The 24,128-nt window shown below is 46.2% G+C and carries 26 protein-coding genes and 2 riboswitches; of the genes, 17 read left to right on the top strand and 9 right to left on the bottom strand.

Annotation, left to right across the window (positions count from 1 at the left end; genetic code table 11):
* Window positions 1-213: 213 nt before the first annotated feature.
* Together DFR62_RS07025 and DFR62_RS07020 are read right to left on the bottom strand one after the other, a co-directional pair.
* Window positions 214-1,095, bottom strand: coding sequence for a glycoside hydrolase family protein (locus DFR62_RS07025; RefSeq protein WP_241663139.1), 882 nt, complete (start codon window positions 1,093-1,095; stop codon window positions 214-216).
* A gap of 44 nt (window positions 1,096-1,139) precedes the next feature.
* A riboswitch (cyclic di-GMP riboswitch) is annotated at window positions 1,140-1,231 on the bottom strand.
* Window positions 1,232-1,303: 72 nt separating this feature from the next.
* The gene (locus DFR62_RS07020) at window positions 1,304-1,504 is read right to left on the bottom strand and encodes a hypothetical protein (protein WP_121299064.1); all 201 of its coding nucleotides are present in this window, start codon (window positions 1,502-1,504) and stop codon (window positions 1,304-1,306) included.
* A gap of 532 nt (window positions 1,505-2,036) precedes the next feature.
* Here DFR62_RS07020 and DFR62_RS07010 point away from each other — a divergent pair.
* From DFR62_RS07010 to DFR62_RS06995, 4 genes are all read left to right on the top strand, one after another.
* The gene (locus tag DFR62_RS07010) at window positions 2,037-3,968 is read left to right on the top strand and encodes a fructose-1,6-bisphosphatase (protein ID WP_121299571.1); all 1,932 of its coding nucleotides are present in this window, start codon (window positions 2,037-2,039) and stop codon (window positions 3,966-3,968) included.
* A gap of 199 nt (window positions 3,969-4,167) precedes the next feature.
* Complete coding sequence (locus tag DFR62_RS07005; RefSeq protein ID WP_121299059.1) at window positions 4,168-4,467, top strand: TIGR04104 family putative zinc finger protein; 300 nt, start codon at window positions 4,168-4,170, stop codon at window positions 4,465-4,467.
* A gap of 210 nt (window positions 4,468-4,677) precedes the next feature.
* Entirely contained in the window at window positions 4,678-4,911 is a 234-nt protein-coding gene (locus DFR62_RS07000; protein ID WP_135449535.1) for a hypothetical protein, read from the top strand.
* Window positions 4,912-4,950: 39 nt separating this feature from the next.
* Window positions 4,951-5,223 (top strand): hypothetical protein, encoded by a 273-nt coding sequence (locus DFR62_RS06995; protein ID WP_121299055.1) that lies wholly within the window; start codon window positions 4,951-4,953, stop codon window positions 5,221-5,223.
* Window positions 5,224-5,278: 55 nt separating this feature from the next.
* On the opposite strand, the gene DFR62_RS06990 is transcribed toward DFR62_RS06995, so the two are convergent.
* Window positions 5,279-6,172: an SDR family oxidoreductase gene (locus DFR62_RS06990; RefSeq protein ID WP_121299053.1), complete on the bottom strand. Its 894-nt coding sequence runs from the start codon at window positions 6,170-6,172 to the stop codon at window positions 5,279-5,281.
* 254 nt (window positions 6,173-6,426) lie between these two features.
* Here DFR62_RS06990 and DFR62_RS06985 point away from each other — a divergent pair, with 254 nt between their 5' ends.
* From DFR62_RS06985 to DFR62_RS06955, 6 genes are all read left to right on the top strand, one after another.
* Entirely contained in the window at window positions 6,427-7,278 is an 852-nt protein-coding gene (locus DFR62_RS06985; protein WP_121299051.1) for a mechanosensitive ion channel family protein, read from the top strand.
* A gap of 781 nt (window positions 7,279-8,059) precedes the next feature.
* The gene (locus DFR62_RS06975; RefSeq protein WP_121299047.1) at window positions 8,060-8,716 is read left to right on the top strand and encodes a potassium channel family protein; all 657 of its coding nucleotides are present in this window, start codon (window positions 8,060-8,062) and stop codon (window positions 8,714-8,716) included.
* A gap of 163 nt (window positions 8,717-8,879) precedes the next feature.
* Window positions 8,880-9,434, top strand: coding sequence for a dihydrofolate reductase family protein (locus tag DFR62_RS06970; protein WP_121299045.1), 555 nt, complete (start codon window positions 8,880-8,882; stop codon window positions 9,432-9,434).
* Between the two features lie 351 nt (window positions 9,435-9,785).
* Window positions 9,786-10,259 (top strand): immunoglobulin-like domain-containing protein, encoded by a 474-nt coding sequence (locus tag DFR62_RS06965; RefSeq protein WP_121299043.1) that lies wholly within the window; start codon window positions 9,786-9,788, stop codon window positions 10,257-10,259.
* A 150-nt stretch (window positions 10,260-10,409) separates the two neighbouring features.
* Window positions 10,410-10,907 carry a GNAT family N-acetyltransferase gene (locus DFR62_RS06960; RefSeq protein ID WP_241663130.1) on the top strand — a complete coding sequence of 166 codons (498 nt, stop codon included), beginning with the start codon at window positions 10,410-10,412 and terminating at the stop codon, window positions 10,905-10,907.
* Between the two features lie 27 nt (window positions 10,908-10,934).
* The gene (locus tag DFR62_RS06955; RefSeq protein WP_121299041.1) at window positions 10,935-11,687 is read left to right on the top strand and encodes an SDR family oxidoreductase; all 753 of its coding nucleotides are present in this window, start codon (window positions 10,935-10,937) and stop codon (window positions 11,685-11,687) included.
* A gap of 63 nt (window positions 11,688-11,750) precedes the next feature.
* On the opposite strand, the gene DFR62_RS06950 is transcribed toward DFR62_RS06955, so the two are convergent.
* A complete protein-coding gene (locus DFR62_RS06950; RefSeq protein WP_121299039.1) occupies window positions 11,751-13,082 on the bottom strand; it encodes a TrkH family potassium uptake protein in 1,332 nt (443 codons plus the stop codon).
* A gap of 120 nt (window positions 13,083-13,202) precedes the next feature.
* A riboswitch (cyclic di-AMP (ydaO/yuaA leader) is annotated at window positions 13,203-13,352 on the bottom strand.
* Between the two features lie 245 nt (window positions 13,353-13,597).
* On the opposite strand from DFR62_RS06950, the gene DFR62_RS06945 reads away from it, so the two are divergent.
* A complete protein-coding gene (locus tag DFR62_RS06945; protein ID WP_121299037.1) occupies window positions 13,598-14,437 on the top strand; it encodes an aldo/keto reductase in 840 nt (279 codons plus the stop codon).
* Window positions 14,438-14,525: 88 nt separating this feature from the next.
* On the opposite strand, the gene DFR62_RS06940 is transcribed toward DFR62_RS06945, so the two are convergent.
* The 3 genes from DFR62_RS06940 to DFR62_RS06930 form a co-directional block, all read right to left on the bottom strand.
* Complete coding sequence (locus tag DFR62_RS06940; protein WP_121299035.1) at window positions 14,526-15,371, bottom strand: GAF domain-containing protein; 846 nt, start codon at window positions 15,369-15,371, stop codon at window positions 14,526-14,528.
* A gap of 254 nt (window positions 15,372-15,625) precedes the next feature.
* Entirely contained in the window at window positions 15,626-16,858 is a 1,233-nt protein-coding gene (locus tag DFR62_RS06935; protein ID WP_121299033.1) for an MFS transporter, read from the bottom strand.
* 108 nt (window positions 16,859-16,966) lie between these two features.
* A complete protein-coding gene (locus DFR62_RS06930) occupies window positions 16,967-17,290 on the bottom strand; it encodes an ArsR/SmtB family transcription factor (RefSeq protein ID WP_121299031.1) in 324 nt (107 codons plus the stop codon).
* Between the two features lie 145 nt (window positions 17,291-17,435).
* On the opposite strand from DFR62_RS06930, the gene DFR62_RS06925 reads away from it, so the two are divergent.
* Together DFR62_RS06925 and DFR62_RS06920 are read left to right on the top strand one after the other, a co-directional pair.
* Entirely contained in the window at window positions 17,436-18,197 is a 762-nt protein-coding gene (locus tag DFR62_RS06925) for a Nif3-like dinuclear metal center hexameric protein (protein WP_121299028.1), read from the top strand.
* 93 nt (window positions 18,198-18,290) lie between these two features.
* A complete protein-coding gene (locus DFR62_RS06920; protein WP_121299568.1) occupies window positions 18,291-18,980 on the top strand; it encodes an aspartate/glutamate racemase family protein in 690 nt (229 codons plus the stop codon).
* Window positions 18,981-18,988: 8 nt separating this feature from the next.
* On the opposite strand, the gene DFR62_RS06915 is transcribed toward DFR62_RS06920, so the two are convergent.
* On the bottom strand, window positions 18,989-19,864 hold the full coding sequence (locus DFR62_RS06915; RefSeq protein WP_121299026.1) for an alpha/beta fold hydrolase: 876 nt from the start codon (window positions 19,862-19,864) through the stop codon (window positions 18,989-18,991).
* 319 nt (window positions 19,865-20,183) lie between these two features.
* Between DFR62_RS06915 and DFR62_RS06910 the strand changes: the two genes are divergently transcribed.
* From DFR62_RS06910 to DFR62_RS06900, 3 genes are all read left to right on the top strand, one after another.
* Entirely contained in the window at window positions 20,184-20,837 is a 654-nt protein-coding gene (locus DFR62_RS06910) for a zinc dependent phospholipase C family protein (RefSeq protein WP_121299024.1), read from the top strand.
* On the top strand, window positions 20,827-21,288 hold the full coding sequence (locus DFR62_RS06905; protein ID WP_121299021.1) for an NUDIX domain-containing protein: 462 nt from the start codon (window positions 20,827-20,829) through the stop codon (window positions 21,286-21,288). The genes DFR62_RS06910 and DFR62_RS06905 overlap by 11 nt, the downstream gene beginning before the upstream one ends.
* A 79-nt stretch (window positions 21,289-21,367) precedes the next feature.
* Window positions 21,368-21,880 carry a GNAT family N-acetyltransferase gene (locus DFR62_RS06900; protein WP_121299019.1) on the top strand — a complete coding sequence of 171 codons (513 nt, stop codon included), beginning with the start codon at window positions 21,368-21,370 and terminating at the stop codon, window positions 21,878-21,880.
* Window positions 21,881-21,971: 91 nt separating this feature from the next.
* Here the strand turns inward: DFR62_RS06900 and DFR62_RS06895 are convergent, their stop codons facing one another.
* Window positions 21,972-23,099 (bottom strand): 2-methylaconitate cis-trans isomerase PrpF family protein, encoded by a 1,128-nt coding sequence (locus DFR62_RS06895; RefSeq protein ID WP_121299017.1) that lies wholly within the window; start codon window positions 23,097-23,099, stop codon window positions 21,972-21,974.
* 128 nt (window positions 23,100-23,227) lie between these two features.
* On the opposite strand from DFR62_RS06895, the gene DFR62_RS06890 reads away from it, so the two are divergent.
* Window positions 23,228-24,103, top strand: a complete 876-nt coding sequence (locus DFR62_RS06890) for a LysR family transcriptional regulator (protein ID WP_121299015.1) — start codon at window positions 23,228-23,230, stop codon at window positions 24,101-24,103.
* Window positions 24,104-24,128 lie beyond the last annotated feature (25 nt).

Genomic DNA, 24,128 nt, shown 5'->3' with positions numbered 1-24,128 from the left:
TGGGTTTGAAAATGATGTTCATTAATATGTCATTTGAATAGTTAAATAGATAATATTTTCCACTTATAGAATAACATCAATTAGCTTCCGCGTAAGCGATTTACTCCTTGAAACATGGCTATCCAATGACATTGCCCACTTACCTGATTCCTGCAGCAAAGCAAAGAAAAATAAAAAGACACTTCCAAAGATCAGGAGAAGTGTCCGGTCTTGTCATGGTTTAAGTGTCATCCAGCTGCCAACATGGTGAATAGCAATTCCTTCGTAGGCGGAGTATCCCGAGTAATGGGCGGCAACTTCATCCAACTGCACATTCATGAACGCTTCGCCTTCTTCGGCAAAAGTGATGATGCTGCCTTCGTCGGTGACGCCTGTTTCTACGCCCACTACCACATGTTTGCCGTATTTTTCGGCCATGGCGATTTCATTTTTAACGATATCGATGATCATCGGTGCAGAATCCCGGTAAGCCATCAATGTCACTCCGTCCGTATTGGCGATCACCCATTCGGCCAATAACCCGCTGCCGAACGTATTTTTATAAGAGATCTCATCGAACCAAAATGGCATGTCGGCTTCGAGCGGCAAGTTCAACTGTGCAGAGCTCACTGCGGCTCTTTGCAGAAGCGATTGATAGGATTTCACAGTAGCGGCGCGGTTTGAATTCCATCCGCTGTATAAATAAGGCTCCACATCCAAATGGATGCCATCAAAAACTGCCTGTTCTGTCGATCCGCTTTGATAATTGCCCAGCCAGTTCATCAACATGTTCTGGTTCGTATAGCCTTTTGGCGCAACCCAAGCCGGTGCTCCGTCTAATGCAAATACGGCTATGCCGCGTGCATGCGCTTGCGTGACAAAGCTGCGGTACGTATTTTTGGGAATGTCGCGGTCGATTTGGACATAGACTTTATTGACGTTCTTATTTTCGAGAAAAGCGAGCACTGCTGCTTCATCTTCCACGAACATCCATGGATTCCATAGCCAAGTGGCACGGGTAGCAGGCGCATCGCCACTTGCCTGTGCGTTTTCTGCATGGCTGAACGCCAGCATAAGAGACATTGCGAACATCAAAATCGCCGCTTTCTTCAACATATTCTGTTCCTCCATTCTGTCAGCCGAGGCCCACAGAATGGATGCCTGGCAACCTGACGACCGTGCACTGCTTAAGCAGTGGGTAGGCTCATGGCTTTGCGTCCTTCCTTTTCAGGTAAGTTTGCCTTTTTCAGTTTTTCCTTATTATAATTCCAGTATGTTGCATTAAAATAGTAACTATGTACCTATTAAAGCTTCTACGTAACGTTTATTCAGAAGTTTGAAACAAAAACAAAGCCGCAATCAGGAAAATGGCTATGAGGGGGAGCGTAATCATCAAAATGCCTTTTCGTGTTTGCTGCGGGTCGTTTCCGTGTTGCTCGTGAAAATGTCGAGCCCATTTGCTGACCAGAAGGTGGGTCATAACAATAAAACCAAAAAGCCCCAATGAAATAAAAAGCTGTGTCACGTCCTATCCTATCCTTTCGTGATTTCACGATGTTTAAAAAGAAGATTGCATGAGAAAGAGCGCGGACAAACCGAACAATGCCGCAAGGGACATAAAAAGGATGCCCCCAGCAATCCGCCTCTTCCTGGCATCGTCGGCATATTTTTCTTGAATATAGGCGGCCCATTTCCAAACTAGAATATGAGTTATCACGATAAAACCAAGAATGAGCAAGCTGATAAGAGATTGTGTCATAACAAGTCCTTTCCACTAAAAGTTATTTCCTGTTATTCTTCCTTACCCGTAAATGGGGGAATCACGCTGAACTTTTAGGAATGAAAAGTTCAGCGTTCACAAAGTCGGTGATCCAGCATCCACAGCCTTTCCATTTTCTCCCGTCCTTCAATTAATACTAGAGCCTTCACGGAAACTGCTATAGACTGGGAATATAGAGAAATTCCTTCCACATATCTGTTTGGTGAATACGCTTTTCAGGAATTTACTTTCAAATGAATTCGATTCAGACATATTACTTGAAGGAGGGTTCCGTATGATCAGTTCAAAATACTTGGATCTACTGGCAGAAAAATACGATAGCGAAGAAAAAGTGGCGACGGAGATCATCAACCTGGAAGCCATCTTGAATTTGCCGAAAGGGACGGAGCATTTCGTCAGCGACCTTCACGGCGAATACCAGGCGTTTCAGCATGTGTTGCGCAACGGCTCCGGAAATGTCAAAGTGAAAATTAGGGATCTTTTCAAGAACGAGATGGGAGAAGAAGAGCTTAACGAATTCGCGACGCTTGTCTACTACCCAGAAGAGAAATTGAGCTTGATCAAGAGCCACTTCAGCAGCAAGAAAGAGCTGAAGGAATGGTATATCGAAACGATCGAGCGGCTGCTCAAGCTGGTGTCTTACGCATCGTCTAAATACACGCGCTCCAAATTGCGTAAAGCATTGCCAAAGCAATTCGTCTATATTATTGAAGAACTTCTGTACAAGACGGATGAATTCACCAACAAAAAAGATTATTACGCAAAGATGCTCGAACAAATCATTTCCTTGGGGCAAGTAGACAAGCTGATCGTCGGACTTGCTTATACGATGCAGCGGCTGACCGTCGACCATCTGCACGTCGTCGGCGATATTTACGACCGGGGCCCGGATCCGCATAAGATTATGGACACGCTTATTGATTACCATTCCGTCGACATTCAATGGGGCAACCACGATGTCCTGTGGATTGGTGCCTATTCCGGCTCCAAAGTCTGCCTCGCGAATATTATCCGCATCTGTGCACGCTATAACAACCTGGACATCATCGAGGATGTCTATGGCATTAATTTGCGCCCGCTGTTGAATTTGGCGGAGAAATATTACGAAGACAATCCGGCATTCCATCCGAAGCGCATTTCAGATGAACAATTGACGGATCAGGAACAACTGCAGATCACGAAGATCCACCAGGCGATTTCGATCATTCAGTTCAAGCTCGAAAGCCCGATCATCAAACGGCGCACCTGCTTCGCCATGGAAGACCGCTTGCTCTTGGAGAAAGTCGATTATGACAAGAACGAAGCGACGATCCACGGCAAAACCTATCCACTGGAGAACACGTGCTTTGCCACAATCGACCCGGAACATCCTGACCGTTTGCTCGATGAAGAGCAGCAAGTCATCGATAAATTGCTGTTCTCCATCCAGCATTCCGAAAAACTGTCGCGGCATATGAACTTCCTTATGAAAAAAGGCAAGCTATATCTTCAATACAACGGCAATTTGCTGATTCATGGCTGCATCCCGCTCGAAGAGAACGGCGATATGAAGCAAATGAAAATTGAAGGCGAAAGCTATGCGGGACGGGAACTGCTCGATGTTTTCGAAGAATACACCCGCTACGCATTTGCGCATCCGGAAGAGACCGATGATTTCGCGACCGATATGGTGTGGTACCAATGGACAGGCGAAAATTCCTCGCTGTTCGGCAAACGCGAAATGACGACGTTCGAACGTTATTTCATCAAAGACAAAGAAACGCATAAAGAACGGAAAAACCCGTATTACCATTTGCGTGAAGACGAAGACATGTGCCGCAAAATGCTTACGGAATTCGATTTGAACCCCGATCATGGCCGCATCATCAACGGACATACGCCGGTCAAGGAACGGGACGGCGAAGACCCGATCAAAGCGAACGGCAAAATGATCGTCATCGATGGCGGGTTTTCGAAAGCCTATCAATCGACAACCGGAATCGCCGGCTATACGCTTCTATATAATTCTTACGGCATGCAGCTCGTCGCCCACCAGCGCTTTAATTCCAAAGAAGAGGTACTGCAAAACGGGACCGATGTCTTGTCGATCAAACGATTGGTCGACGAAGAACTCGAGCGCAAAAAGGTGCGGGAGACGAATATCGGGGAAGAGCTCCTGCAGGAAATCGCCAATTTGAACAGCTTAAGAAAGCATCGCTATATGAATTAACCTCATCAAGAGCAAGAACTGGCATCCAGTTCTTGCTCTTTTTTTAGTGAGGATAGATTCGGGAGAGCTCTTAACTGAAACAGTGAAACCCAGTTAATTGGAATTTGTGTTGTGGGAATTTTTGGTTATCTCTGTTAGTCTAATAAGGACAAGGTCTTAAAGAGCGTGAATAAAATAAAAAACTGAATGGGGGGAGTCCATGCCGATTTGTCAAAATTGCCATAAGCAATGGAGTTGGAAACAGACGGTCAAAAAGATGTTCACATTGGATACAGGAATGATTTGCCCGAATTGCGGGAAAAAGCAATTGCTTACTACCCAATCGAAAAAAAGAGCCGGCCTTTTAAACTTCCTAACGCCATTGGCTATGCTTTTCGGGGTTTTATTTAATCTTTCGGTCATTACGATATTCATACTGATCATCGCCAGTGGGGTCATCGTTATAGCTGCCTACCCATTTTTAGTCGAATTGACAGAGGAAGACGAACCGCTTTGGTAAAGTAAGCGGGAAGAAGGACGTGTTCATATCTTTTATCCATTCAGTTTTTACATAGCCATTCTAATAGCCATCCTGTACTGCATAGTTTTGTGGATGCTGCGAAACCTGGGGAAATTCAGGGTTCCGCTATTCATCTATGGTGTGGTGGTTCAGTTGTCGTTTCTCGCGTTCTTTTTTGGGATGAGCCGTTATTTCAGGACCAGCGACAGTGTGAACCGGGATTATTTCGATGTCTTTGGGAACGGCCTCGCGATCTTCTATCTATTGATGGTCGTCCCATTCGTCGTTGCGCTATGGGTGCAGGTCTATAAAGGCGTATGGCGGCTTGATATCGGTAAAATTTCCAAAATCATCATGGTGGTGTTATTTGTGTTGGTGACTTTGGTAGTCGCATTCTTCGGTTTTTATGCACATATCCTGTTCTACTACGGCTTTGCACCGTGATGGCAGGCCGCGGGCTTTCTTGAAAAAGGAGGAGACAAGATGTTCGGTAAATATTCAATGGGACTCATCGTTTTAGGGAGTCTATTGCTCATGTTCAACCGGCTGATGTCTGGGTATTCTGAGCCGCTTGCACTTATCGGTTTTCTATTGCTGTTTGCAGCGGCAGGCGCCGTGTTCATTGCTGTATTGAAAAGAGAGCCGGGGCAATTGAAGGTTTGGTCGCTCTCAGTTTTTTTCGTCATTCTTTTTGTCATCACATGGGCAGAACCCTTCGAGATTTTGCGCCTGATGACGTGGCTGAAAAATATTTAATGAAAAAACGTGGGGCACCGATTGATTCGATGCCCCACGTTTTTGGAATATAAACTTAAGCGGTCGTCATGCCGCCTGTGATGCTGTAGATTTGTCCCGTAACATAGCTCGATTCGATGGAAGCGAGGAATACGTATACGGAAGCAAGTTCTGCCGGTTGTCCTGCGCGGCCGATTGGCGTCTCTGGTGTGCCTTTGCCGAATTCAGGAATGTTTTCCTGCGGCTGTCCGCCGGAAATTTGAAGCGCTGTCCAGATTGGGCCTGGCGCGACCGAGTTGACACGGATGCCTTTGTCCGCCAATTGTTTGGACAAGGATTTCGTGAAGCCGATGATCGCGAATTTCGTTGCTGAATAGTCGAGCAGCATCGGGCTTGGGTCAAAGCCTTCAACCGAGCTCGTCGTGATGATCGACGCGCCTTCTGGAAGGTATGGAAGCGCCGCTTTCACTGTCCAGTACATGGAGTAGACATTGACTTGGAATGTTTTTTCGAGCTGTTCTGTCGGAAGGTCAGCAATGTCTTTGACGGCTTGCTGCTTGCCGGCAACGAGTGCCAAAATGTCCAATCCGCCAAGTTCGGTGTTCGCTTTTTCAACCATTTCCTTGTTGAACGCTTCGTTGCTCAAGTCGCCGGGAATCAAGACGGCTTTGCGGCCTTCTGCTTCGATTAATTGTTTCACTTCATCGGCATCGGATTGCTCTGCTGGCAAATAATTAATTGCCACGTCTGCCCCTTCTCTAGCGTATGCAATGGCTGCAGCACGGCCGATTCCGGAATCACCACCGGTTACTAGCGCTTTGCGTCCTTCAAGCTTGCCTGAACCTTTATACGTCTTCTCGCCGCAGTCCGGCACAGGAGTCATTTGGTTTTGCACGCCAGGGGCTTCCTGGTATTGTTTCGGAAAATCTTCCGTTGTATATTGCGTTCTAGGGTTTTGGATATTCGCCATTTCAATCTCTCCTCAGGTTGGTAATAGTTGGTTTCTACCTTTATCTACCACTTGAAACAAGAGTGAAACCTTTAGTGGAAATGTAAGCGTTCCAATTGGCAAAAAAGTGAAAGGGCTCTATAAACGGTTCAAATTCAAGGTGCAGGAATGAAATGATGCTCTCATATATGTTATAAAGAAACAGGTAAATACATAGAAGCGGCGCCGCTTAGAGTTTATTCAATGCAGCGCAAGAAAATGAAAGGAATGATTGTTTGTTTGATTTTATTGATATTGACTGGGGAAATTTATTAGTTGAGGCGGGAATCATTGCCGCTCAAGTCATCGGGATTTTAATCGCATTCGTGATTGTGCGGGCAATCGGGAAAAAGCTGATCAACCGCTCGTTTGACCGCTTGACGAAAAAAGGCGACGTGACCAATGGCCGCGCTTTGACGCTGCGCGCGTTGTCGGAAAACGTCTTCTCGTATGCTTTGATCTTTATTTTGGTCGCGACTTTGTTCAACATATTCGGATTGTCCGTCGCCAGCCTCATTGCCGGCGCAGGGATTGTCGGCCTGGCAATTGGTTTCGGGGCACAGGGCCTCGTCAGCGATGTGGTCACCGGCTTCTTCCTATTGCTGGAGAAGCAGATTGACGTCAACGATTATGTAACGGTCGGTGCCATTGACGGCGTGGTCGAATCAGTCGGGTTGCGGACGACCCAAATCCGCAGCTTTGACGGTACCTTGAATTTCATCCCGAACCGCGATATTACAACCGTCAGCAATCACTCGCGCGGGAATATGCGTGCACTCGTGGATATTGGCGTATCTTACGACGAAAATATCGACGAAGCAATGGCCGTGCTAAAAACGGTATGTGAAAAAGTTGGGAAAGACAATTCTGCCATCGTCGAAGGGCCGGATGTCATCGGCGTCCAGGCGTTCGGTGCATCTGATGTAACGCTGCGCATCATCGCTAAAGCGAAAAGTGGAGAGCAATGGGGAGTCGAGCGCGAGTTGCGCAAGTCCATTAAGGAAGCACTCGATGCCCATGATATCGAAATCCCTTTCCCACATCAGGTCACGATTCACAAAGGTTTGGGGAATCCTGTCCAGTCATAAGCGAACAATAGGAAGTGAAGGATCGGCATTGTCTAATCAGTGCCGATCCTTTTTATTATGAACGCCTAATTTATTATCCTAATATTATAATGAATATAGGGTTTTACTTCTCTTTTAATGGGTATTTTGAATAAGAAGAGAGAGGTGCTAAATGACTACGGATGGACAATTGTTGGAAAGACTGAAGTTTAGAGACAAAGCCGCCTTGGAATTGATATACGATGAATACTATTTATTGCTTTGGAAAGTCTGTTACAGGAAATTTAACGACCAAGCGGAATGCGAGCGCGTCCTAACAGAAGTTTTTCATCAGTTGTGGAAATGTCCGCAGCAGTTTAGTGGGAATAAAAGATTAATATTTTATTTAATTGAATGTACAAACAGCACAATAGCGAGTATGCAAAGAAAAGTACAATGCCAGTTGCATAACGAAAGAACATGCAGCTAAATGGCTATTGAAATTTAAATCTACAAGAAAAGGCAGCTTGATTATTTTGCCTGGACACTTTTAGAAGGATAATATATTGACTACGGTTAGAAGGCATCATTCCCAGTTTTTTGAATAGGGGATGGTGTTTTTTCTTGTATATCAGCTCCGCTTCTGAACGAAAAAACTTCCTATTGTTAATATTGACAATATTACTCAACAGATGTAGATTTTAGTCAATTGAACATAACGATTGAGAGGCTTCACAAAGAGCTGGAATCGATATTAAATATATTCATCGCCAGAGCAGCTTTGGCCCTAATTTTTTATGGAATATAGAAATGAGGAAATGACTTGAAGAAGCAATTTATCGTGATCGGCCTTGGCAGATTCGGCAGCAGCATCTGCAAAGAACTGTTCAATCTGGGACATGATGTCATGGCCATCGATTCATCGCCGGAGCGTGTCGACATGATGAGAAAATTCTCTTCCCATGCAGCCGTGGCGAATGCGACAGACGAAGCAAGCTTGAGGGAACTTGGGGTGCGGAATTTTGAACATGCGGTCGTGGCGATTGGGGAGAATATGCAGACGAGTGTTTTGTGCACACTGATGCTAAAGGAAATCGGCATCCCGCTTGTATGGGTTAAAGCGAAAGACTTGCAGCACCAGATGATCCTTGAAAAAGTGGGGGCGGACCGCGTCATCCAGCCGGAAAAAGAGATGGGCATCCGCATCGCGCATCATATGGATTCAGAAAAAGTTGTGGATTATATCGATCTATCGGAAGACTATAGCATCGTAGAGTTGGTCGCTTCGGAGAAACTAATGGATCAAAGCTTGCTGGAACTGAACATCCGGGCGCGATACCAATGTACAATTCTCGCGATCAAGCGAGGGGACGAAGTGAACGTCGCGCCGATGCCGGATGATCAAGTGGAGTTGGGGGATGTGCTGGTTGCCATGGGGCATCGCGATGATTTAAAACGATTTGAGGCAAAAGGAATTTAGATTAGTATTGGGCCCCTAAGAGAGGCACACTTCGATGGAAGTGTGCCTTTCTTTTTCGATTGATGGAAATCTAAGTATCTAGTATATAGAAGGAGAATGATGTGCGACGAGGAATTGATTAGCAAAGAGACTCGTTGAACTTTTAGGAAAGGATGTGTTCGATATGGCAAAAGTCTGTTTTGGAATGATCGTCTCGCTTGATGGATTCGTCAGCGACAGGCATGGAAAACTCGACAAACTTTACGAAAGCTTCAAACCCAACGATGAAATCAATGAGGTGATGGCGAAAACAGGCGCGGTCGTGATGGGCCGCCGAACTTACGGCATGACCGACGACCCGGACGCCTATGCCGACGATTATGAATTTCAAGTGCCCATTTTTGTCTTGACGCATCATCCGCCGGCCAAGCATCCAAAAGAAAACGACAACTTAAGCATTACGTTCGTGACCGATGGCATCGAGACAGCCGTCCGGAAAGCAAAAGCCGCCGCAGGGGAGCAGGATGTGGTCGTTCTCGGTGCCGATGTCGGCCAACAAGCATTGCGTGCGAATCTGGTGGACGAACTGCAAATTGCCTTCGCCCCGCTGCTGATCGGGACAGGAACCCGCATGTTCGAACACTTGGAAGACCTGGAGATTCAATTGGAAAAAGTCCGGACGATTGTAACCGATGAGCAAGTGGAGGTTTATTATAAAGTCATCGGACCGTTATCATAAGCAGTGGGATGACATCCGGCAAAAACTGTCCGAAGAACGAACAAAATGTCAGGAAACCAAGCCGTGACCCGCTTATGAGTCAAATAAGGAGTTGAAGCCATGGCTGTGCTGCAATTTTTGCAAGAGGAGATTGATTATAGGGAGGACCATCTGAGAAGTTAGGTTTCCATTAAAGCAATCGCAAAACAAGTAAATATTTTTTCGCTTTCAACACATGTTTTTGATCAGGGCTGATATAACTATCGGAGATTACGTACGCCATCGCATATCTCTATGGCTGCGAAGCACCGGACTCTAGATGATTATTCAATAGTTGCCGAAAGGATGGGAAGATGACTGGGAAAAAAATTAATGATTCTTTTAGTAACTTCTATCTTATTACTGTCTGGTTGTTCACTGTTTGAAACAAGTCAAAAGAATGAAGTTCTAGAAAACACTTCCTCACATGAACAATTACCAGATACCATCACTAATGGGGAAACCGTAGTTTCTGTGCAAAGCGATGAAGAAAATTACACTCTTCCTGTCGATGAGATAATATTAATCATTTCCAACTCAGGTTCAAGAGATATCGGATTCGGTGAATATCGGGTGCTGGAGAAATTTCAAGAAGGGATCTGGTATGAAGTTCCTTACATAGAACAGTTTGCTTTTACGGATATTGGTTTGGGTTTGGGGGCAGGAGAGAAACTTGAGCAGGAAATGCCGCTTGAGTTTTTGGATTACGAATTGACGGCTGGCACATATCGAATCGTCAAAACCTTTTATATAAATGAAGGAGCAGAGGAGATTGCTCTAGCAGCCGAGTTTGAAATAAAGAAATAGCTCGAAAGATGAAGATGTTCACGTCATTGAATATGAAATTGATTCTTATAGTAAAAGACAAGCGGGGTATATGTTTAAGCAGATTATTTCCCCGGAAATATTAAAGATCAATGAGCTTGAAAGCTTTTTAGCAGAGTGGGAGTGTAAACTGTGATCAAAATTCGAAAAGCTGAGAATCACCACGCAGAACAAATCGTGCAGGTCATCAAAAATGCTGAGGATTCAGGGTATATGATGTTCAACCCGGGAGAGCGGGTGATTACAACCGAGTCGTTTGCAAAGTTCATCGATGTGTTAAATGCCAATGAAAAGTCAGGCGTTTTTATTGCATGCGAAGAACATCAAGTTCTAGGGTACCTGATTGTCCAAAATGAAAACCCCCAGCGAGTTTCACATCGTGCTTATGTTGTTATGGGTGTCCATAGCGATAGCCGCGGAAAAGGCGTCGGAAAGGCTTTATTTTCCCATGTCATCTCTTGGGCAAAATCTGTCCGCCTACATCGCTTGGAACTGACAGTGATAGCAGAAAATGCATCAGCAGTCACTTTATATCAGAAGATGGGATTCGAAATTGAAGGTGTGAAACGAGATTCGCTGCTCGTCAACGATGGCTATGTGGATGAGTATTATATGGCGAAGCTACTTTAATAAACTGCACAAAAGGAGGCTTTCTCGATGCCAAAACCCAAAACTATTGCATTGGTCACCGGCGTCAGCAACCACACCGGCATCGGCGCAGCCGTCTGCCGGAAACTCGCACAGCAAAAAACGGATATCTTCTTCACTCATTGGCAAGCAGCGCCGGATTTTCCAGAGCGCTTCCGTTCAGAAATCACGGATCTTGGTGTACGCTGTAAGTTTTTGGAGGTCGATTTAGCGCAACGGGATGCCGAAGAAGCTATTCTGACGAATGTGAAAAGCGCCATCGAATTTCCGAATATTCTTATCAATAACGCGGCGCATTCGATCGATTCCAACTATATGGATTTGACCGGCAAGATCTTGGACGATCATTATATGGTGAATATAAGAGCAACGTTTTTATTGTCCACGGAATTCGCAAAAGAATTTCAACAAACCGGTCGAAAAGATGGGCGCATCATTAATTTAACCTCCGGACAAGATCAGGGGCCGATGCCAGGGAATTTGGCTTATGCAGCAACAAAAGGCGCGATTTCGGCATTCACTTCTTCTTTATCCGCAGAACTCGCGGAACTGGGAATCACCGTGAATGCCGTCAATCCAGGACCCACCGACACCAATTGGATGGATGACGAGATCAGGGATTATTTGCGGCCGAAATTCGGCTTGGGGCGCATCGGGAAACCGGAAGATGCGGCGAACTTGATCGCGTTTCTTGCCAGCGAGGAAGGCGGCTGGATTACCGGGCAAGTGATTCATTCGGAAGGCGGGTTTCTGAGAAGTTAACGCCAAAAAAGCTGCGCTCCCCAAATTCGGGGGTGCAGCTTTTTCATTTGAGTTAATCCAAGGTCAACCTGTAAAGATATCGCCTTTCGGATGGCGAATGGGTTCCCGATGCTGGCGCGCCAACGCGAATGCTAGTGTCACAGGGCCGACTCGGCCGATGAACATCAAAACCATAATGACGAATTTGCCGATGTCGGAAAGGTCTCCGGTCAAGCCCATCGACAGTCCGACTGTCCCGAAAGCTGAGAACGCTTCAAAAACGATCCATTCGAAAGGCGCACTTTCGGTATAGCTTAAAATCAAAATGCCGGTAAAGATTGCGGTCATGCTGATGAACACAATCGCAAGAGACCGTTCCAGCAAGTGCGAAGGAATCGCGCGGTTGAAAATGACAGCTTCTTTTTTTCCATTCAGATAGGATGCGGTCACTAAAATGATGACTAGGAAAGTGGTGAGCTTGATGCCGCTCCCCGTCGAGGCACTGCCGGCTCCGATAAACATTAAAAGCGAAATAAGCACAATCGAACCGGTCTCCATGCTGCCGATATCGATGGAATTAAATCCTGCAGTCCGTGGCGTGACCGCCTGGAAATAAGAAGCCCATATCTTATCACCGAGTGGCAGCGCCCCGATCGTCTCCATATTTCCATACTCCGACACGAATAGGAACAGCATGGCGAAGAGGTTGACGGCGAGTGTCCCGGTCAGCATGATTTTCGAATGCAGCGATAATTGCCGGAATTCCTTGGCGCTCCACATATCATATAGGACAGTAAATCCGATGCCGCCCGTGATGAACAGCATAGTGATGATGATATTGACGACAGGATCTCCGACGTAAGCACTCAAGGAATCATCCCACAACGAGAATCCTGCGTTATTAAATGCAGAGACAGAGTGAAAAGCACTGGTGAACAGCCCGAAGCCCCAGCCGTATTCGGGTACCCAGCGAACGGCCAAAAAGGCAGCAGCAATCGCTTCGATGCCGAAAGTGAAAAGAAGGATAATTCGCACAAGGCGAATCATGCCGCCGAGTGAATACTGGTTGAACGATTGTTGGACCAAGATCCGTCCCCTTAATCCGATCTTTTTTCCCAACAGCATGACGATTAACACGGCGAACGTCATTAAACCAAGCCCGCCGATTTGCATGAGCACCATGATGACAGTTTGGCCGAACAGCGTAAAATCATTGCCTGTGCTGAGAACGGCAAGGCCCGTCACTGTGGTTGCGGAAGTGGCGGTAAATAATGCATCCAAAAAAGAAATCGGAGCCGTAGTTGAGACAGGCAAGTACAGCAGGATGGCCCCCAAAAAGATGGCCACCAGAAAAGTGATGGACAGCACTTGCGGGGGTGACATATGGATTTTCTTCAATAGATAGGTTTTATTCATCTGTGTGGCCAGCTATTCTTCAGTATGTGGCATGATGTCCATCTCATTTCTCTTCCACTCTTTTCCCTTAAATTTGAGCACAAAAAAACCATTTCAAAGAAACGGCCTGAGATAAGACCTTTTCTCTCTTTTCTACGCTTACGAGGTTAGCTGTCGGATTAGGGATGGAGAGTACCCCTTCTTCAAAAATGAAGATTCACCCCGAGATCAAGTTGCGATCGAATTGGTTCCCCCGCACAGAAATTCATTCTGTCTCAGCGATAATAAAAGGTGGATTCTGTTGTGTAAGCTAAAATATACGCCTCTATTTGGAAAAGTCAACGCTATTTGCGAGTCTAAGTTAAATTTTTAATCCAATTAGTGGTGGTTATAAATTATTTTAAATAATAAATGGTCTAGTCGAAAAGAAATGATTATAGATTAACTATCGTATTTTCATTCGCATACGATAGTTTCTTAGGCAAGAGGGTATAGTAAGTTTATTGCTTTAGACGAGAAATAGGAGGACATCATTCATGAAAAACTTACAAGCTACTGTCACATTAAATAACGGAAGCGAAATGCCATGGCTCGGCCTGGGCGTATTCCGGGTAGAAGACGGGCCTGGGGCGACTGAAGCCGTCAAAACGGCGATCGTCAACGGCTATCGCAGCATCGATACCGCCGCCATTTACGGAAACGAGGAAAGCGTTGGGGAAGGTATACGCCAGGGAATCAAAGCGGCGGGGATCTCGAGGGAAGACTTGTTCATCACTTCAAAACTATGGAACGACGATTTCGGCTACACGTCTGGCATCCAAGCTTACGGGACAAGCCTGAAGAAATTAGGGCTGGAGTATCTGGACTTGTACTTGCTCCACTGGCCCGTTGAAGGCAAATACAAAGAGGCGTGGAAAGCGCTCGAGCATCTCTATATGGACGGGCAGGTCATCGCAATCGGCGTCAGCAATTTCCAGATCCACCATTTGAAAGACCTGATGGAAGATGCGGACATCAAGCCGGTCGTCAATCAAATCGAGTACCACCCGCGTTTGACGCAAGAGAAGTTGCTCGCGTTCTGCCGCGAACACGACATCCAGGCGGAATCCTGGTCGCCGCTCATGGCAGGCGAAGCGCTAGAACAGCCAGAGCTGAAAGAAATCGCAGCGAAGTACGATAAATCGGTCGCTCAAGTCATTTTGCGCTGGAATCTGCAAAACGGCGTCGTGACCATTCCGAAATCGACCCATAAAGGGCGCATTGTGGAAAACTTCCAAGTGTTCGATTTTGAACTGGCAGAGGAAGACATGAAACAGATTTCGGCATTGAACGAAGACCGCCGTGTCGGCCCGGACCCGGACAACTTCGACTTTTAAAGGGGACTTGACACTGACATTAGGTGAGTGTTTGTCTTTCCAGCCATAACAAAAGGAAGCGAAAAGCCCTTGAGCTTTTCGCTTCCTTTTATTTTTCCAGTTTGTAACCGATTTTATTCAACGCCGATTCAATGTCGGCGACATACTCGGTTTTCAACTGTGATAAGTGTTCGCTGACGCCAGGCATTTGAACGAGCCAAGGCGGGAGGCCGGTCATCATGACCTGGACACCCATGACGTTCAAGCCTGACACCAGATTCTTCAAGACGTCCGGGAACTGGTTTTCCAGCAGCATCAATTGCGACAAGTCGATGATAAAGGAATGGATGCCTTTGTCGGCCGCATAATGCAAGGTATCTTCCATGATTTTCTGAGAACGTGATTCATTGATATTCCCTTGCAATGACAGGATCGCTAAGCCTTTTTTGATCGGGATGATCGGCACGCTCAACAGCTCGATGTCTGCCAAGGTAGAATCCAAATGGATGACATATGACAGCACTTCCGCCATTTGCTTGAGGAAATGAACGTCTTGGTCGCTAAAATCTTTTTCTTCTTTGTCCATGACGCATAAGGTGCCGAACACTTCGCCGTAGAAATCACGCAGCGTCACACCGAGAAAGCCTTTTACTTCAAGCTGCGGCGTCACTTCCAAGTCTTTTGTTAACGTGAAAGAGCCGAGGTTCTTTGTGCGCATTGCTTCCTGGTCGCTTTGGATGATCAGGCGGCAATATGTGCCGTCGTAATCCACGGCATAACCTTCGGGAATAATATAATGGTCTTTATTGAATGAGCTGATTACTTTCATCGCCGTCGGTCCGCGCTGCGTCACATAAGCAGTGTTGACGTCCAGTTCATCACTGATCACTTGGAATAATTTATAGGAGACGGCTTTCAATGAATCGTGTGTAGACATTTTCTGTGTGTCGTTCATCTTTCATTCCTCCCCATGTCCTGGGGGGACCCTGCCAGTCATCTTTGATGTATAGAGTCATTTCCTTTACGTGCAACTTGATGTCGTTCAGGTTTTCATAAAAACTCCACTTTTATCGTCCAGTCAGTAGGGCAGCCCCTCGTGTTTCTGCCCTTAAGACTATAGAAATCAGTTTTAGCGGTCAAGAAAAACATTTCGCATTCCGAAAAAATGAATCATGCAGCAAGGGGAGTTGCCCCATAGCACTGTCTCACTTATTGCTCGAGGCCAGCCTTGGCGCGTGCTGTGGAAAAATCATCCGCCCGGTCCAAGCGGGTGCTGAGAAACGCGAGCCCTGATGCAAGCAAAGCACATAATGCGCCGACCCAGGACAGATGGATATAGCCGCCTTGTGCGACGACGTATCCGCCGAGTGTCGCACCTAGCGCGATGCCGATATTCACAGCGACAGGCGTCAGCGAGGAAGCGAAATCTTTAGCTGCAGGTGAATAGACCGTAGCCAAATTCATCAAATACATTTGGATGGTGGCATTCATCGCATAAATCATGATGGCCATCAGCATGAGGCTGACGAGCCCTGCGAAAGTCGTTCCCATTGTGAAATACAGGGAAGCCAATATGACTGCTTGTACGATAAACACATAGCGCAGCTTGCTGACGCCGTTGCGTCCGGCGATCTTGCCGGCCAATACATTGCTGAGAATGGAGAAGGCACCGTATGCGAGCAGGACGGCACTCACATAGCGTGTCGGGATGCCCATGCCGTCTTCTAAGATCGGCGTGATGTACGTGTAAATGGTGTAGGTGCCGGCGATTGAGAAAGTCGGGATAAAGAAAGCCAAAATTATCCGTGGATTGGCCAACAATGCAAGCTGGTCCTTAGCGGAGGCTTTAACGACTTTCAATTTGCGCGGCAGGATGAAGATGGCCATCACTAAGCTGATGACGCCGAGCAAAGTCGTGAACCAAAACGTCAGCTGCCAATTGCCGAGCTGGCCGATCAATGTGCCGAGAGGGACGCCGATGACATTGGAAATGGTGAAGCCGGCGAAAATAAGGGCGATGATCGGGCCTTTTTTGTTTTCCGGCATGATGTCGCTGGCAATGCTCATCGATAAAGCGACCAAGACGCCGCTGACGACGGCTGTAATGATGCGCGAGAAAATCAGCAATTCATACGATCCGGATAATGCGCTGAGGATGTTGCCGGCGGTGAAGATGGAGATCAAGGTCAGCATCAGCGGATATTTGGGAAAGCGGCTGACAAAAGCGGTCAAAAAGGGCGTTCCGATGGCATAAGCGATCGCAAACCCAGAAACGAGCGTCCCCGCAACTGCCAAGCTGATATTCAAGTCGGCCGATACTTCGGCGAGCAGGCCGACGATGACGAATTCACTCGTGCCCATGATGAACGTCAATAAGGTCAAAGTGAACGCCAATATTTTCTGTTTAGTGGTGAATAATTCTGGTGTTGAAGCTGTTTCCATAACAATCTACTCCTCTATGTAATTCATTGGGAAAATCAGTTTATTGTAATATAGAAATATCTAAGATTATCGATATATATAAAATCAAAAAAAGAGACGAGCTTGGTCTCAAATTTCTTCGTTGATGAATTTTGCGACCTTCGCTAATGTCTCTTCGTTGCGCCTGTAATACGTCCACTGCCCGTAGCGCACAGCCTCGAGCAATCCCGCTTTTTGCATAAGCGATAAATAATGCGAGACGGTGGATTGGGACAAATTCACCTTTTCTTGAATATCGCCGACACAGACGCCGCCTTCGATGCTGACCTCCTTAGGCAAATGCGCTTGCTGTGCAGGGAAATTCTTCTCCGGCTCCCGCAGCCATTTTAAAATGTTCAAACGGGTTTCATTCGACAACGCTTTAAATACATCAATAACATTTAAATTTTCCATGGGGCTATCTTATATCGATACTATTCGATATGTCAAAACAAAGCGTTTCAAAGCGACAATTTCTCAAATAAATCCAACTGCTAATATTATCTAGAGAATTTAATATGGTAAAATCAAGAAAAAACAGAATAGTGGGGCATTTAAGATGAAATTAAACGATTTCGAGAAAACGATCCAGCAATTGTTCGGCGAGGAATTGTTGAAAGAAGATGATGAATACGGCTTCACGAACACGTCGGATGGGGAAATCCACAAGATTGGCTATGCGACCAATTTATCCATTGAAACCGTAGAGATGGCCATCGCGCAAGGCATCGATTTGATGGTGACGCATCACGATGCTTGGGATTTCATCTACGGCTTGAGAGAAGCATGCGTCAATAAGCTGAAAGTGCACAATATCAGTCATTTCTGGATCCATGCACCGCTGGATTTCGTAGAATTTGGTACTTGCACTTCCTTAATGAAGGTGTTGGAAGTGGACGATATCAAGGCCTACTCCACCTATAGCGAAGCGGAAGGCGAAGTTCCAGGCATCGCGGAATTCGCTGCTCCTGTGGAATTTGAGCAGTTGGCTGAAAGAATGCGCGAAGCTTTGAACGAACCGGTGCGCGCTTGGAAAAATAACGCCCAGCCCGTCAAACGGATCGGCGTCTTGACCGGAGCGGGCCATTCCTCTGCATTGATCCGCGAGGCTGCTGAAAGAGGATGCGATACGTACGTCACCGGAGAAGCTACGCTTTACACGATTCAGTACGCGCAGTTTGCGGCCATCAATTTACTGGTCGGCAGCCACACCTTCACTGAGATTTTCGGCGTGGCCAGTTTAGCTGGAAAAATTGCTGAAATGAATCCGGATGTCGAGATTGAAGAGTTGAAAGAAGCACATTTTGAGTTGAATCATTGAGGACTGAACGGAAGGAATTTAAATGATTCAGTAATGATAGAAAAGAGTTAGCATATGACCTTGCTCAATGGCTTGAAAAAAGGGAGGAGTACGATGAAAACCATCGGATTGATTGGCGGGATGAGCTGGGAATCGTCGGCGGAATATTACCGGCTGCTTAATGAACAAGTGAAACAGCGTTTAGGTGGCCTGCATTCGGCTGAATGTCTAATGTATAGTGTCGACTTCGAGGAAATTGAACGCTTTCAGTCACAAGGGAAATGGGAAGAAGCAGGCAAGAGATTGGGGGATGTCGCACGTTCGCTTGAAAAAGGCGGTGCAGAGTTGATTGTATTGTGCACGAACACGATGCACAAAGTGATTTCTTCTATAGAAGAAGCCGTCTCGGTGCCTGTTTTGCATATCGCAGACGCAACCGCAAAAGAAATTCGCGCAAACCATCTCCATACGGTAGGGTTGCTCGGGACCAAGTATACGATGGAGCAGGATTTCTACAAAAAACGCATTGCCGACAGCGGCATCAAGGTTTTGATTCCGGAGGCGGCAGAACGCGACATGATCAACCAAGTCATTTTTGACGAATTATGCTTAGGAGAAATCAGCGAGTCGTCGAAAGTGAAATATCAACAAGCCATCCAAAACCTCATCGATCGCGGGGCACAGGGCATCATTCTTGGCTGCACAGAAATCGGTTTGTTAATTCACGACGAAGATGCAGAGGTGCCGCTATTCGATACGGCGAAGATCCATGCGCGAGCGGCGGTGGAGAGCGCTTTAGAATAAAGTGAAACTCAATAATGATTTTTTAAAAACAGTAAAATGTCTTCATTAATTTCTGCGAGGTGATCTGTAGAAGGGAAATGGCCCATTTCGTAAGTCTTAAAAGCTGTGAGATTGGGAATGGCTTCTTCCGCTGCTTTTTTTACTTTGCTTTCCGGGAAAAAGACGTCTTTAGTTCCGGCAATGACCAAGGTAGGGGAATGGTAATTTGATAATTCTTTTTTTGTTGTTAATTTAGGCATATCTTGTTCCAAGCGAACATAATTAAATACGTCGCCAATTATTCTTCTATCTTGATCTTTCATAAGACCATCAGACATTCTATCGGTAAGTGTGATGAGGTGCTTTTCGGATTTGGTGAACTGATACATGCCCAAAGGGAATAAGATGTCTTTGACCATCTTTAATTTAGAACCCAGACGGAGACCAGCCGGGGAGACAAGTACCGAACAGGCAATTCGCTCAGGAGAAAAAGTTGCGAGCCTCAAGATAATTCCTGCTCCATAAGACGGCCCGACGACTGCAGCGCGCTCGGTGGAAAAATGATCCATGAGTTCCGTCGACCACTTTGCAAAGCTATCATCTTTTGCTGAAATTCGTCTTTGTGCACTGTAGCCAGGGTGTCCGATTGTATCTGGCGCATAGATGCGATAAGTCTTAATGAGCGGCAAAAACCATGACAAGGTCATCGGGTTGATACAATTGCCGCCTTGAAAAATAATAACCGGTTTTCCTTCCGGCGGACCAGCGACAAGTACATGGGTATCGCCAAAATTCGTCTTCACCGTGGTTTGCTCGATATTGTATTCAAAGTTTGATAAATAGCTGTCGTAATGGTTGGCGATGATCGCTTTTCCGTCTTTTTTGTAAATCGTATCATGTTGCATACTGTGTCCTCCCTTTTCTGGAACTGAAGTTTCTTTACAAAAGTCTGTGCCTTTGAGATGGATGATTTTAATTGTTTTTAAATTCAGTATGGTGGATAGATATTGAAAATTAAAGAATTATTTTAACAGCAGAATTAAATCAAATGAGGGGAGGACAGGTGAGGTAAATGGCATTAGAAATTCCGCGAAAGCGATCATTGTGAAAGACGGCAAAGTATTGCTGACAACCAATGAAGATACAGAAGTGTCGCTATTTGATACGGCAAAAATCGATGTCAAAAAAGCGCTGGATAACTAAAAGTAAAAAGGGGGAGCCGAAATGGGATCGCGCATGATGCATTTGCTCATTGCTGAGCAGGTGGCGGAGAAAATCGACATTGCCGACCGGCCGCGGTTTCTGCTGGGTGGCATTGCACCGGATGCAGTTCACGGCAGAGAGCAAAAAACCAAATCTCATTATTACGAGGGCAGCGTAGACGATGGGACGAGACGTGTACATTATGAAGCCTTCATAGAGAAATACCAGAAAGAGATACAAGACGAATTCATTCTCGGGTATGTGGTGCATTTAGTGGGTGATGATGTATGGATGAAAGACATCTATTTCAAAAAAGATCTGAAAAACCGTATCGATGCCGACCCAGCTGTGCTCGAAAAATGGCATGCGGATTTCAGAAAGCTTAATAGCATGCTCGTTGACCAGTTTGGCTGCGGCGGGTTAGAACAACAACTGGCATCTGCCGAACTTCCTGAGACTCTTATAGAAGAAATTGAAATCAATAACTTACGGGAGTTCATCGTAGAAACGCTCGGCGACTTCCATTCATCGAAAGTGTTTTCCAGCAAGGATCTGGAGATATATACGGTTGAAGAAATTACTGGTTATATCAAGTCTGCGACAGAACAGGCAGTCCGCGTATGCCTGTCTCTTGGGCTGCAGGAACGCCAAAGGAGTGGACACCTTGGCCATTAGAAATTCCGCGAAAGCAATCATTGTGAAAGACGGCAAAGTGTTGCTGACGACCAATGAAGACGTAGAAGGCAGCTATTATCTATTTCCAGGCGGCGGCCAGGAGCTCGGCGAAACTTTGCCGGAAGCCGCCGTACGTGAATGCATCGAAGAAATCGGCTGCGCTGTCGAAGTGAAAAGCCTGATCCACATCCGCGAATACATAGGCGAGCGCCACGAATATGCCGAGACCGATAGCGGCGTTCACCAAATCGAATATTATTTTGAATGCCTTTTGCAGGGTGATTTGCAATCGGCTACACCGTCGAACCCCGACACCCAACAAACCGGCTTTGAGTGGGTAGAAATCGAGAACTTATTGGAGTATCGGATTTATCCGAAAGGCATCCGCCGCTTTATCCAGGAGTTCGAGAGCGGCCAAGGGAATTCGGTTTACTTGGGAGCGTTTAATTAGATGGAGTCTAAAGAAAGTATTGGATGAAACAGGGAAGGCCGATTTGTATATTAAAGCTTAGCTAGCGGGAGGTCAGTTTATGGAAATCACATTGCACTTGCTCCAGGAACAGGATGCAGCAGCATTGTTTCAGTTCGAATTGGAGAACCGGGAATTTTTCGAACGGCTGGTACCTGGCCGTGGAGATGATTTCTACGTCTTCGAAAATTTTCTTTCGAGGCATCAAGAGTTATTGAAAGAACAACAAGAAGGCTTTGCTAACTTCTACCTGATCAAGAACGATACAGGAGACATTCTGGGAAGAATCAACTTAGTGGATATAGACAGGAACCATCAAACGGCAGAAATCGGATTTCGGGTTGGGGCGAACTATGGGGGACAGGGCATCGGACACCGAGCCTTGAATCTGTTGCTCGATACTGACTTAGGGTTGAGACAAATACACGGAAAAACGACGACCGTTAATCACGCCTCCCAAAAAATATTGGCCAAGAACGGATTTGAAGAAGTGGGCGTTAGCGAAGAGGAGTTCGAAATGAATGGCCAGACTATGCGCTTCGTGCATTATTTGTGGGAAGCGGGGGAAAGATGATTTCACTCCTCGAACTTGAATGATAGTTCTGCTCCAAATATCGAAAAAGGCGTACACAAAGTGATTGTGTACGCCTTTTTTGATGGGTAGTTTAAACTGCAGACACCGTGTGATGATAGCTGCCTTTAGTATGGACATAGCCTTCCAAGATAAGGCGGGCGGTTCGGACGACCTTGATATTGCTGATGTGCCCGGCAATGAGGTCCACTTTCGTTTCGATGATTCCGGATGGGTGGCCAAGACGGACGATATTGGCATCGATTCGGATCAAGTCATTTAGGATCGTATCGGGTAAGAACGCGCCTGCTGTGGTGCAGATAGCGCCGGTTATGGCCAATGCCTGATGCGGTTTTTGCATGGACATCATCCGGATTCGGCAATCCATAGTATCGGCTTCCCGCCGGATGCCGTTGACGTCCGAATAAGCGGCAGGCGGAGCTACAAGTGTAAGCTTCGGCACTGCGGGGGATTTGATTGTCGCTTCATCTTTCAAACAGAATCCACATAATTCTGCCGCAGCTGAGCGGATTTCCTCCAGTTGCCCGAGCATATGTGGAGTGAAATCGGCAGGCAGTTCGGAGCCAGTCAATCCCACATCTTGCGCTTTGACGAACACTAAAGGATTCGCGACATCGATAATCGAAACGGCAATCGTGCCGAAAGCGGTCTTCACGTGATTGACTGGATGGCCGGTCGGGAAGAGTTTACCCGTGACGGCGCCTTGCGCATCGGTGAAAGATAAATAGATGGGCGAGCCGGTGCCAGGGACGCCGGGAATTTCACATTCACCTTCCGTTTTCACTTGCCCATGTTCGACTTCCACTTCGGCAATGATTACTTTTTGTGTATTGGTATTGAAGATTTTGACGCTCGTCATCCGCTCTACTGCCGGAACGAGCCCTTGCTCGATAGCATAAGGGCCGACTGCGGAAGAAATATTGCCGCAATTGCCGCGGAAATCGACCAATTGATTTTCGATGCTTACTTGCGCAAACGTATACTCCACATCAATGTCTGGAATCGCTGACTTTTTGATGATGGCGGCTTTGCTCGTCAATGAATTGCCGCCTCCCAAACCATCAATTTGCCGTTGATCCGGGCTTCCCATGATATCCAACAGGAAACCATCCCACAGAGTTCGGTCTACGGGCATATCCTCAAAATTAATAAAAATCCCTTTGCTGGTTCCTCCACGCATTACTGATATTGGTACTTTCATGCTGCAGCCACCTTTCGTAAGTTCGATTGCTTATGAAAAAAGCTTATGGTATTTTTAGTCATAAGTGAAATAGATATTATTAAGGTGTTGTTCTAAAAAAAACTTATAACATGATTGGAGTGGACAGAATGGACGAAAAAGATTGGGAAGCCATGCAGGTTTTATATGAAGAGAAAAACATCAGCCGCGCTTCGGAACGCTTGTATATTTCGCAGCCGGCTTTGACGTATCGCTTAAAGAATCTGGAGAAAGATATGGGGACAAAACTCTTCTTTAAAACCAAAAAAGGCATCGAGCTGACGTCAGAAGGTATATATCTCGCCCAATACGCGGATGAAATGATTACGAAATTGCAGAACGCCAAAGATTATATCCAGAATATGAACCAGGAAGTCCAAGGGATCCTGAGGCTCGGGGTATCGAGCAATTTCGCGCAGTATAAATTGCCTGCCTTATTGAAGGAATTCATCACGGCCCATCCGAAAGTGCAGTTCAGCGTGAACACGGGATGGAGTGCGGACGTTATGGGATTGCTCAATTCATCGGAAGTCCATTTGGGGATTTTGCGCGGCGACTATAACTGGACCGGGTCAAAATCGCTGTTGCATACGGAACAACTGTTTTTAATCTCAAAAAATGAAGTGAATATGGAAGAAGTGCCTGAATTGCCGTTTATCAATTACAAAACCGACAGCTCCTTGAAAGACATCATCAATAAATGGTGGCACGATCAATACAACGAGCCGCCGATCATTACGATGGAGACTGACCGGCAGGAGACGTGCAAGGAAATGGTCAAGAACGACTTAGGAATCGCCATCCTTCCCGAAATTTGCCTGCGCCCTTCCGATGAGATCCATAAATATCCGTTGTTCTATAAAGACGGGGAACCGGTTATGCGGGATACGTGGCTGATGTACAACCAGGAATTTTTGAAGCTGTCGACCGTCCAAAAGTTTGTAGATTTCTTGAAAAACCACCCGTCGCTTCTGTCCGAAGTTTAGGTTATAAGTTTTTTTGTGTCTTTAT

It is taken from the genome of Planococcus citreus, assembly GCF_003664125.1.
In the GTDB taxonomy this organism is placed as follows: Bacteria; Bacillota; Bacilli; order Bacillales_A; family Planococcaceae; genus Planococcus; species Planococcus citreus.
This window is presented reverse-complemented; position numbering and strand designations above follow the sequence as displayed.

Excerpts from the sequence above, each read along its gene's own strand:
- DFR62_RS06965 (WP_121299043.1), top strand. The coding sequence starts at position 9,786 with ATGATTCTTTTAGTAACTTCTATCTTATTACTGTCTGGTTGTTCACTG.
- DFR62_RS06940 (WP_121299035.1), bottom strand. The coding sequence starts at position 15,371 with ATGAACGACACACAGAAAATGTCTACACACGATTCATTGAAAGCCGTC.
- DFR62_RS07005 (WP_121299059.1), top strand. The coding sequence starts at position 4,168 with ATGCCGATTTGTCAAAATTGCCATAAGCAATGGAGTTGGAAACAGACG.
- DFR62_RS06925 (WP_121299028.1), top strand. The coding sequence starts at position 17,436 with ATGAAATTAAACGATTTCGAGAAAACGATCCAGCAATTGTTCGGCGAG.
- DFR62_RS06895 (WP_121299017.1), bottom strand. The coding sequence starts at position 23,099 with ATGAAAGTACCAATATCAGTAATGCGTGGAGGAACCAGCAAAGGGATT.
- DFR62_RS06995 (WP_121299055.1), top strand. The coding sequence starts at position 4,951 with ATGTTCGGTAAATATTCAATGGGACTCATCGTTTTAGGGAGTCTATTG.
- DFR62_RS06945 (WP_121299037.1), top strand. The coding sequence starts at position 13,598 with ATGAAAAACTTACAAGCTACTGTCACATTAAATAACGGAAGCGAAATG.
- DFR62_RS06910 (WP_121299024.1), top strand. The coding sequence starts at position 20,184 with ATGGGATCGCGCATGATGCATTTGCTCATTGCTGAGCAGGTGGCGGAG.
- DFR62_RS06990 (WP_121299053.1), bottom strand. The coding sequence starts at position 6,172 with ATGGCGAATATCCAAAACCCTAGAACGCAATATACAACGGAAGATTTT.
- DFR62_RS06970 (WP_121299045.1), top strand. The coding sequence starts at position 8,880 with ATGGCAAAAGTCTGTTTTGGAATGATCGTCTCGCTTGATGGATTCGTC.
- DFR62_RS06930 (WP_121299031.1), bottom strand. The coding sequence starts at position 17,290 with ATGGAAAATTTAAATGTTATTGATGTATTTAAAGCGTTGTCGAATGAA.
- DFR62_RS06955 (WP_121299041.1), top strand. The coding sequence starts at position 10,935 with ATGCCAAAACCCAAAACTATTGCATTGGTCACCGGCGTCAGCAACCAC.
- DFR62_RS06920 (WP_121299568.1), top strand. The coding sequence starts at position 18,291 with ATGAAAACCATCGGATTGATTGGCGGGATGAGCTGGGAATCGTCGGCG.
- DFR62_RS06915 (WP_121299026.1), bottom strand. The coding sequence starts at position 19,864 with ATGCAACATGATACGATTTACAAAAAAGACGGAAAAGCGATCATCGCC.
- DFR62_RS06935 (WP_121299033.1), bottom strand. The coding sequence starts at position 16,858 with ATGGAAACAGCTTCAACACCAGAATTATTCACCACTAAACAGAAAATA.
- DFR62_RS07025 (WP_241663139.1), bottom strand. The coding sequence starts at position 1,095 with ATGTTGAAGAAAGCGGCGATTTTGATGTTCGCAATGTCTCTTATGCTG.
- DFR62_RS06890 (WP_121299015.1), top strand. The coding sequence starts at position 23,228 with ATGGACGAAAAAGATTGGGAAGCCATGCAGGTTTTATATGAAGAGAAA.
- DFR62_RS06950 (WP_121299039.1), bottom strand. The coding sequence starts at position 13,082 with ATGAATAAAACCTATCTATTGAAGAAAATCCATATGTCACCCCCGCAA.
- DFR62_RS06900 (WP_121299019.1), top strand. The coding sequence starts at position 21,368 with ATGGAAATCACATTGCACTTGCTCCAGGAACAGGATGCAGCAGCATTG.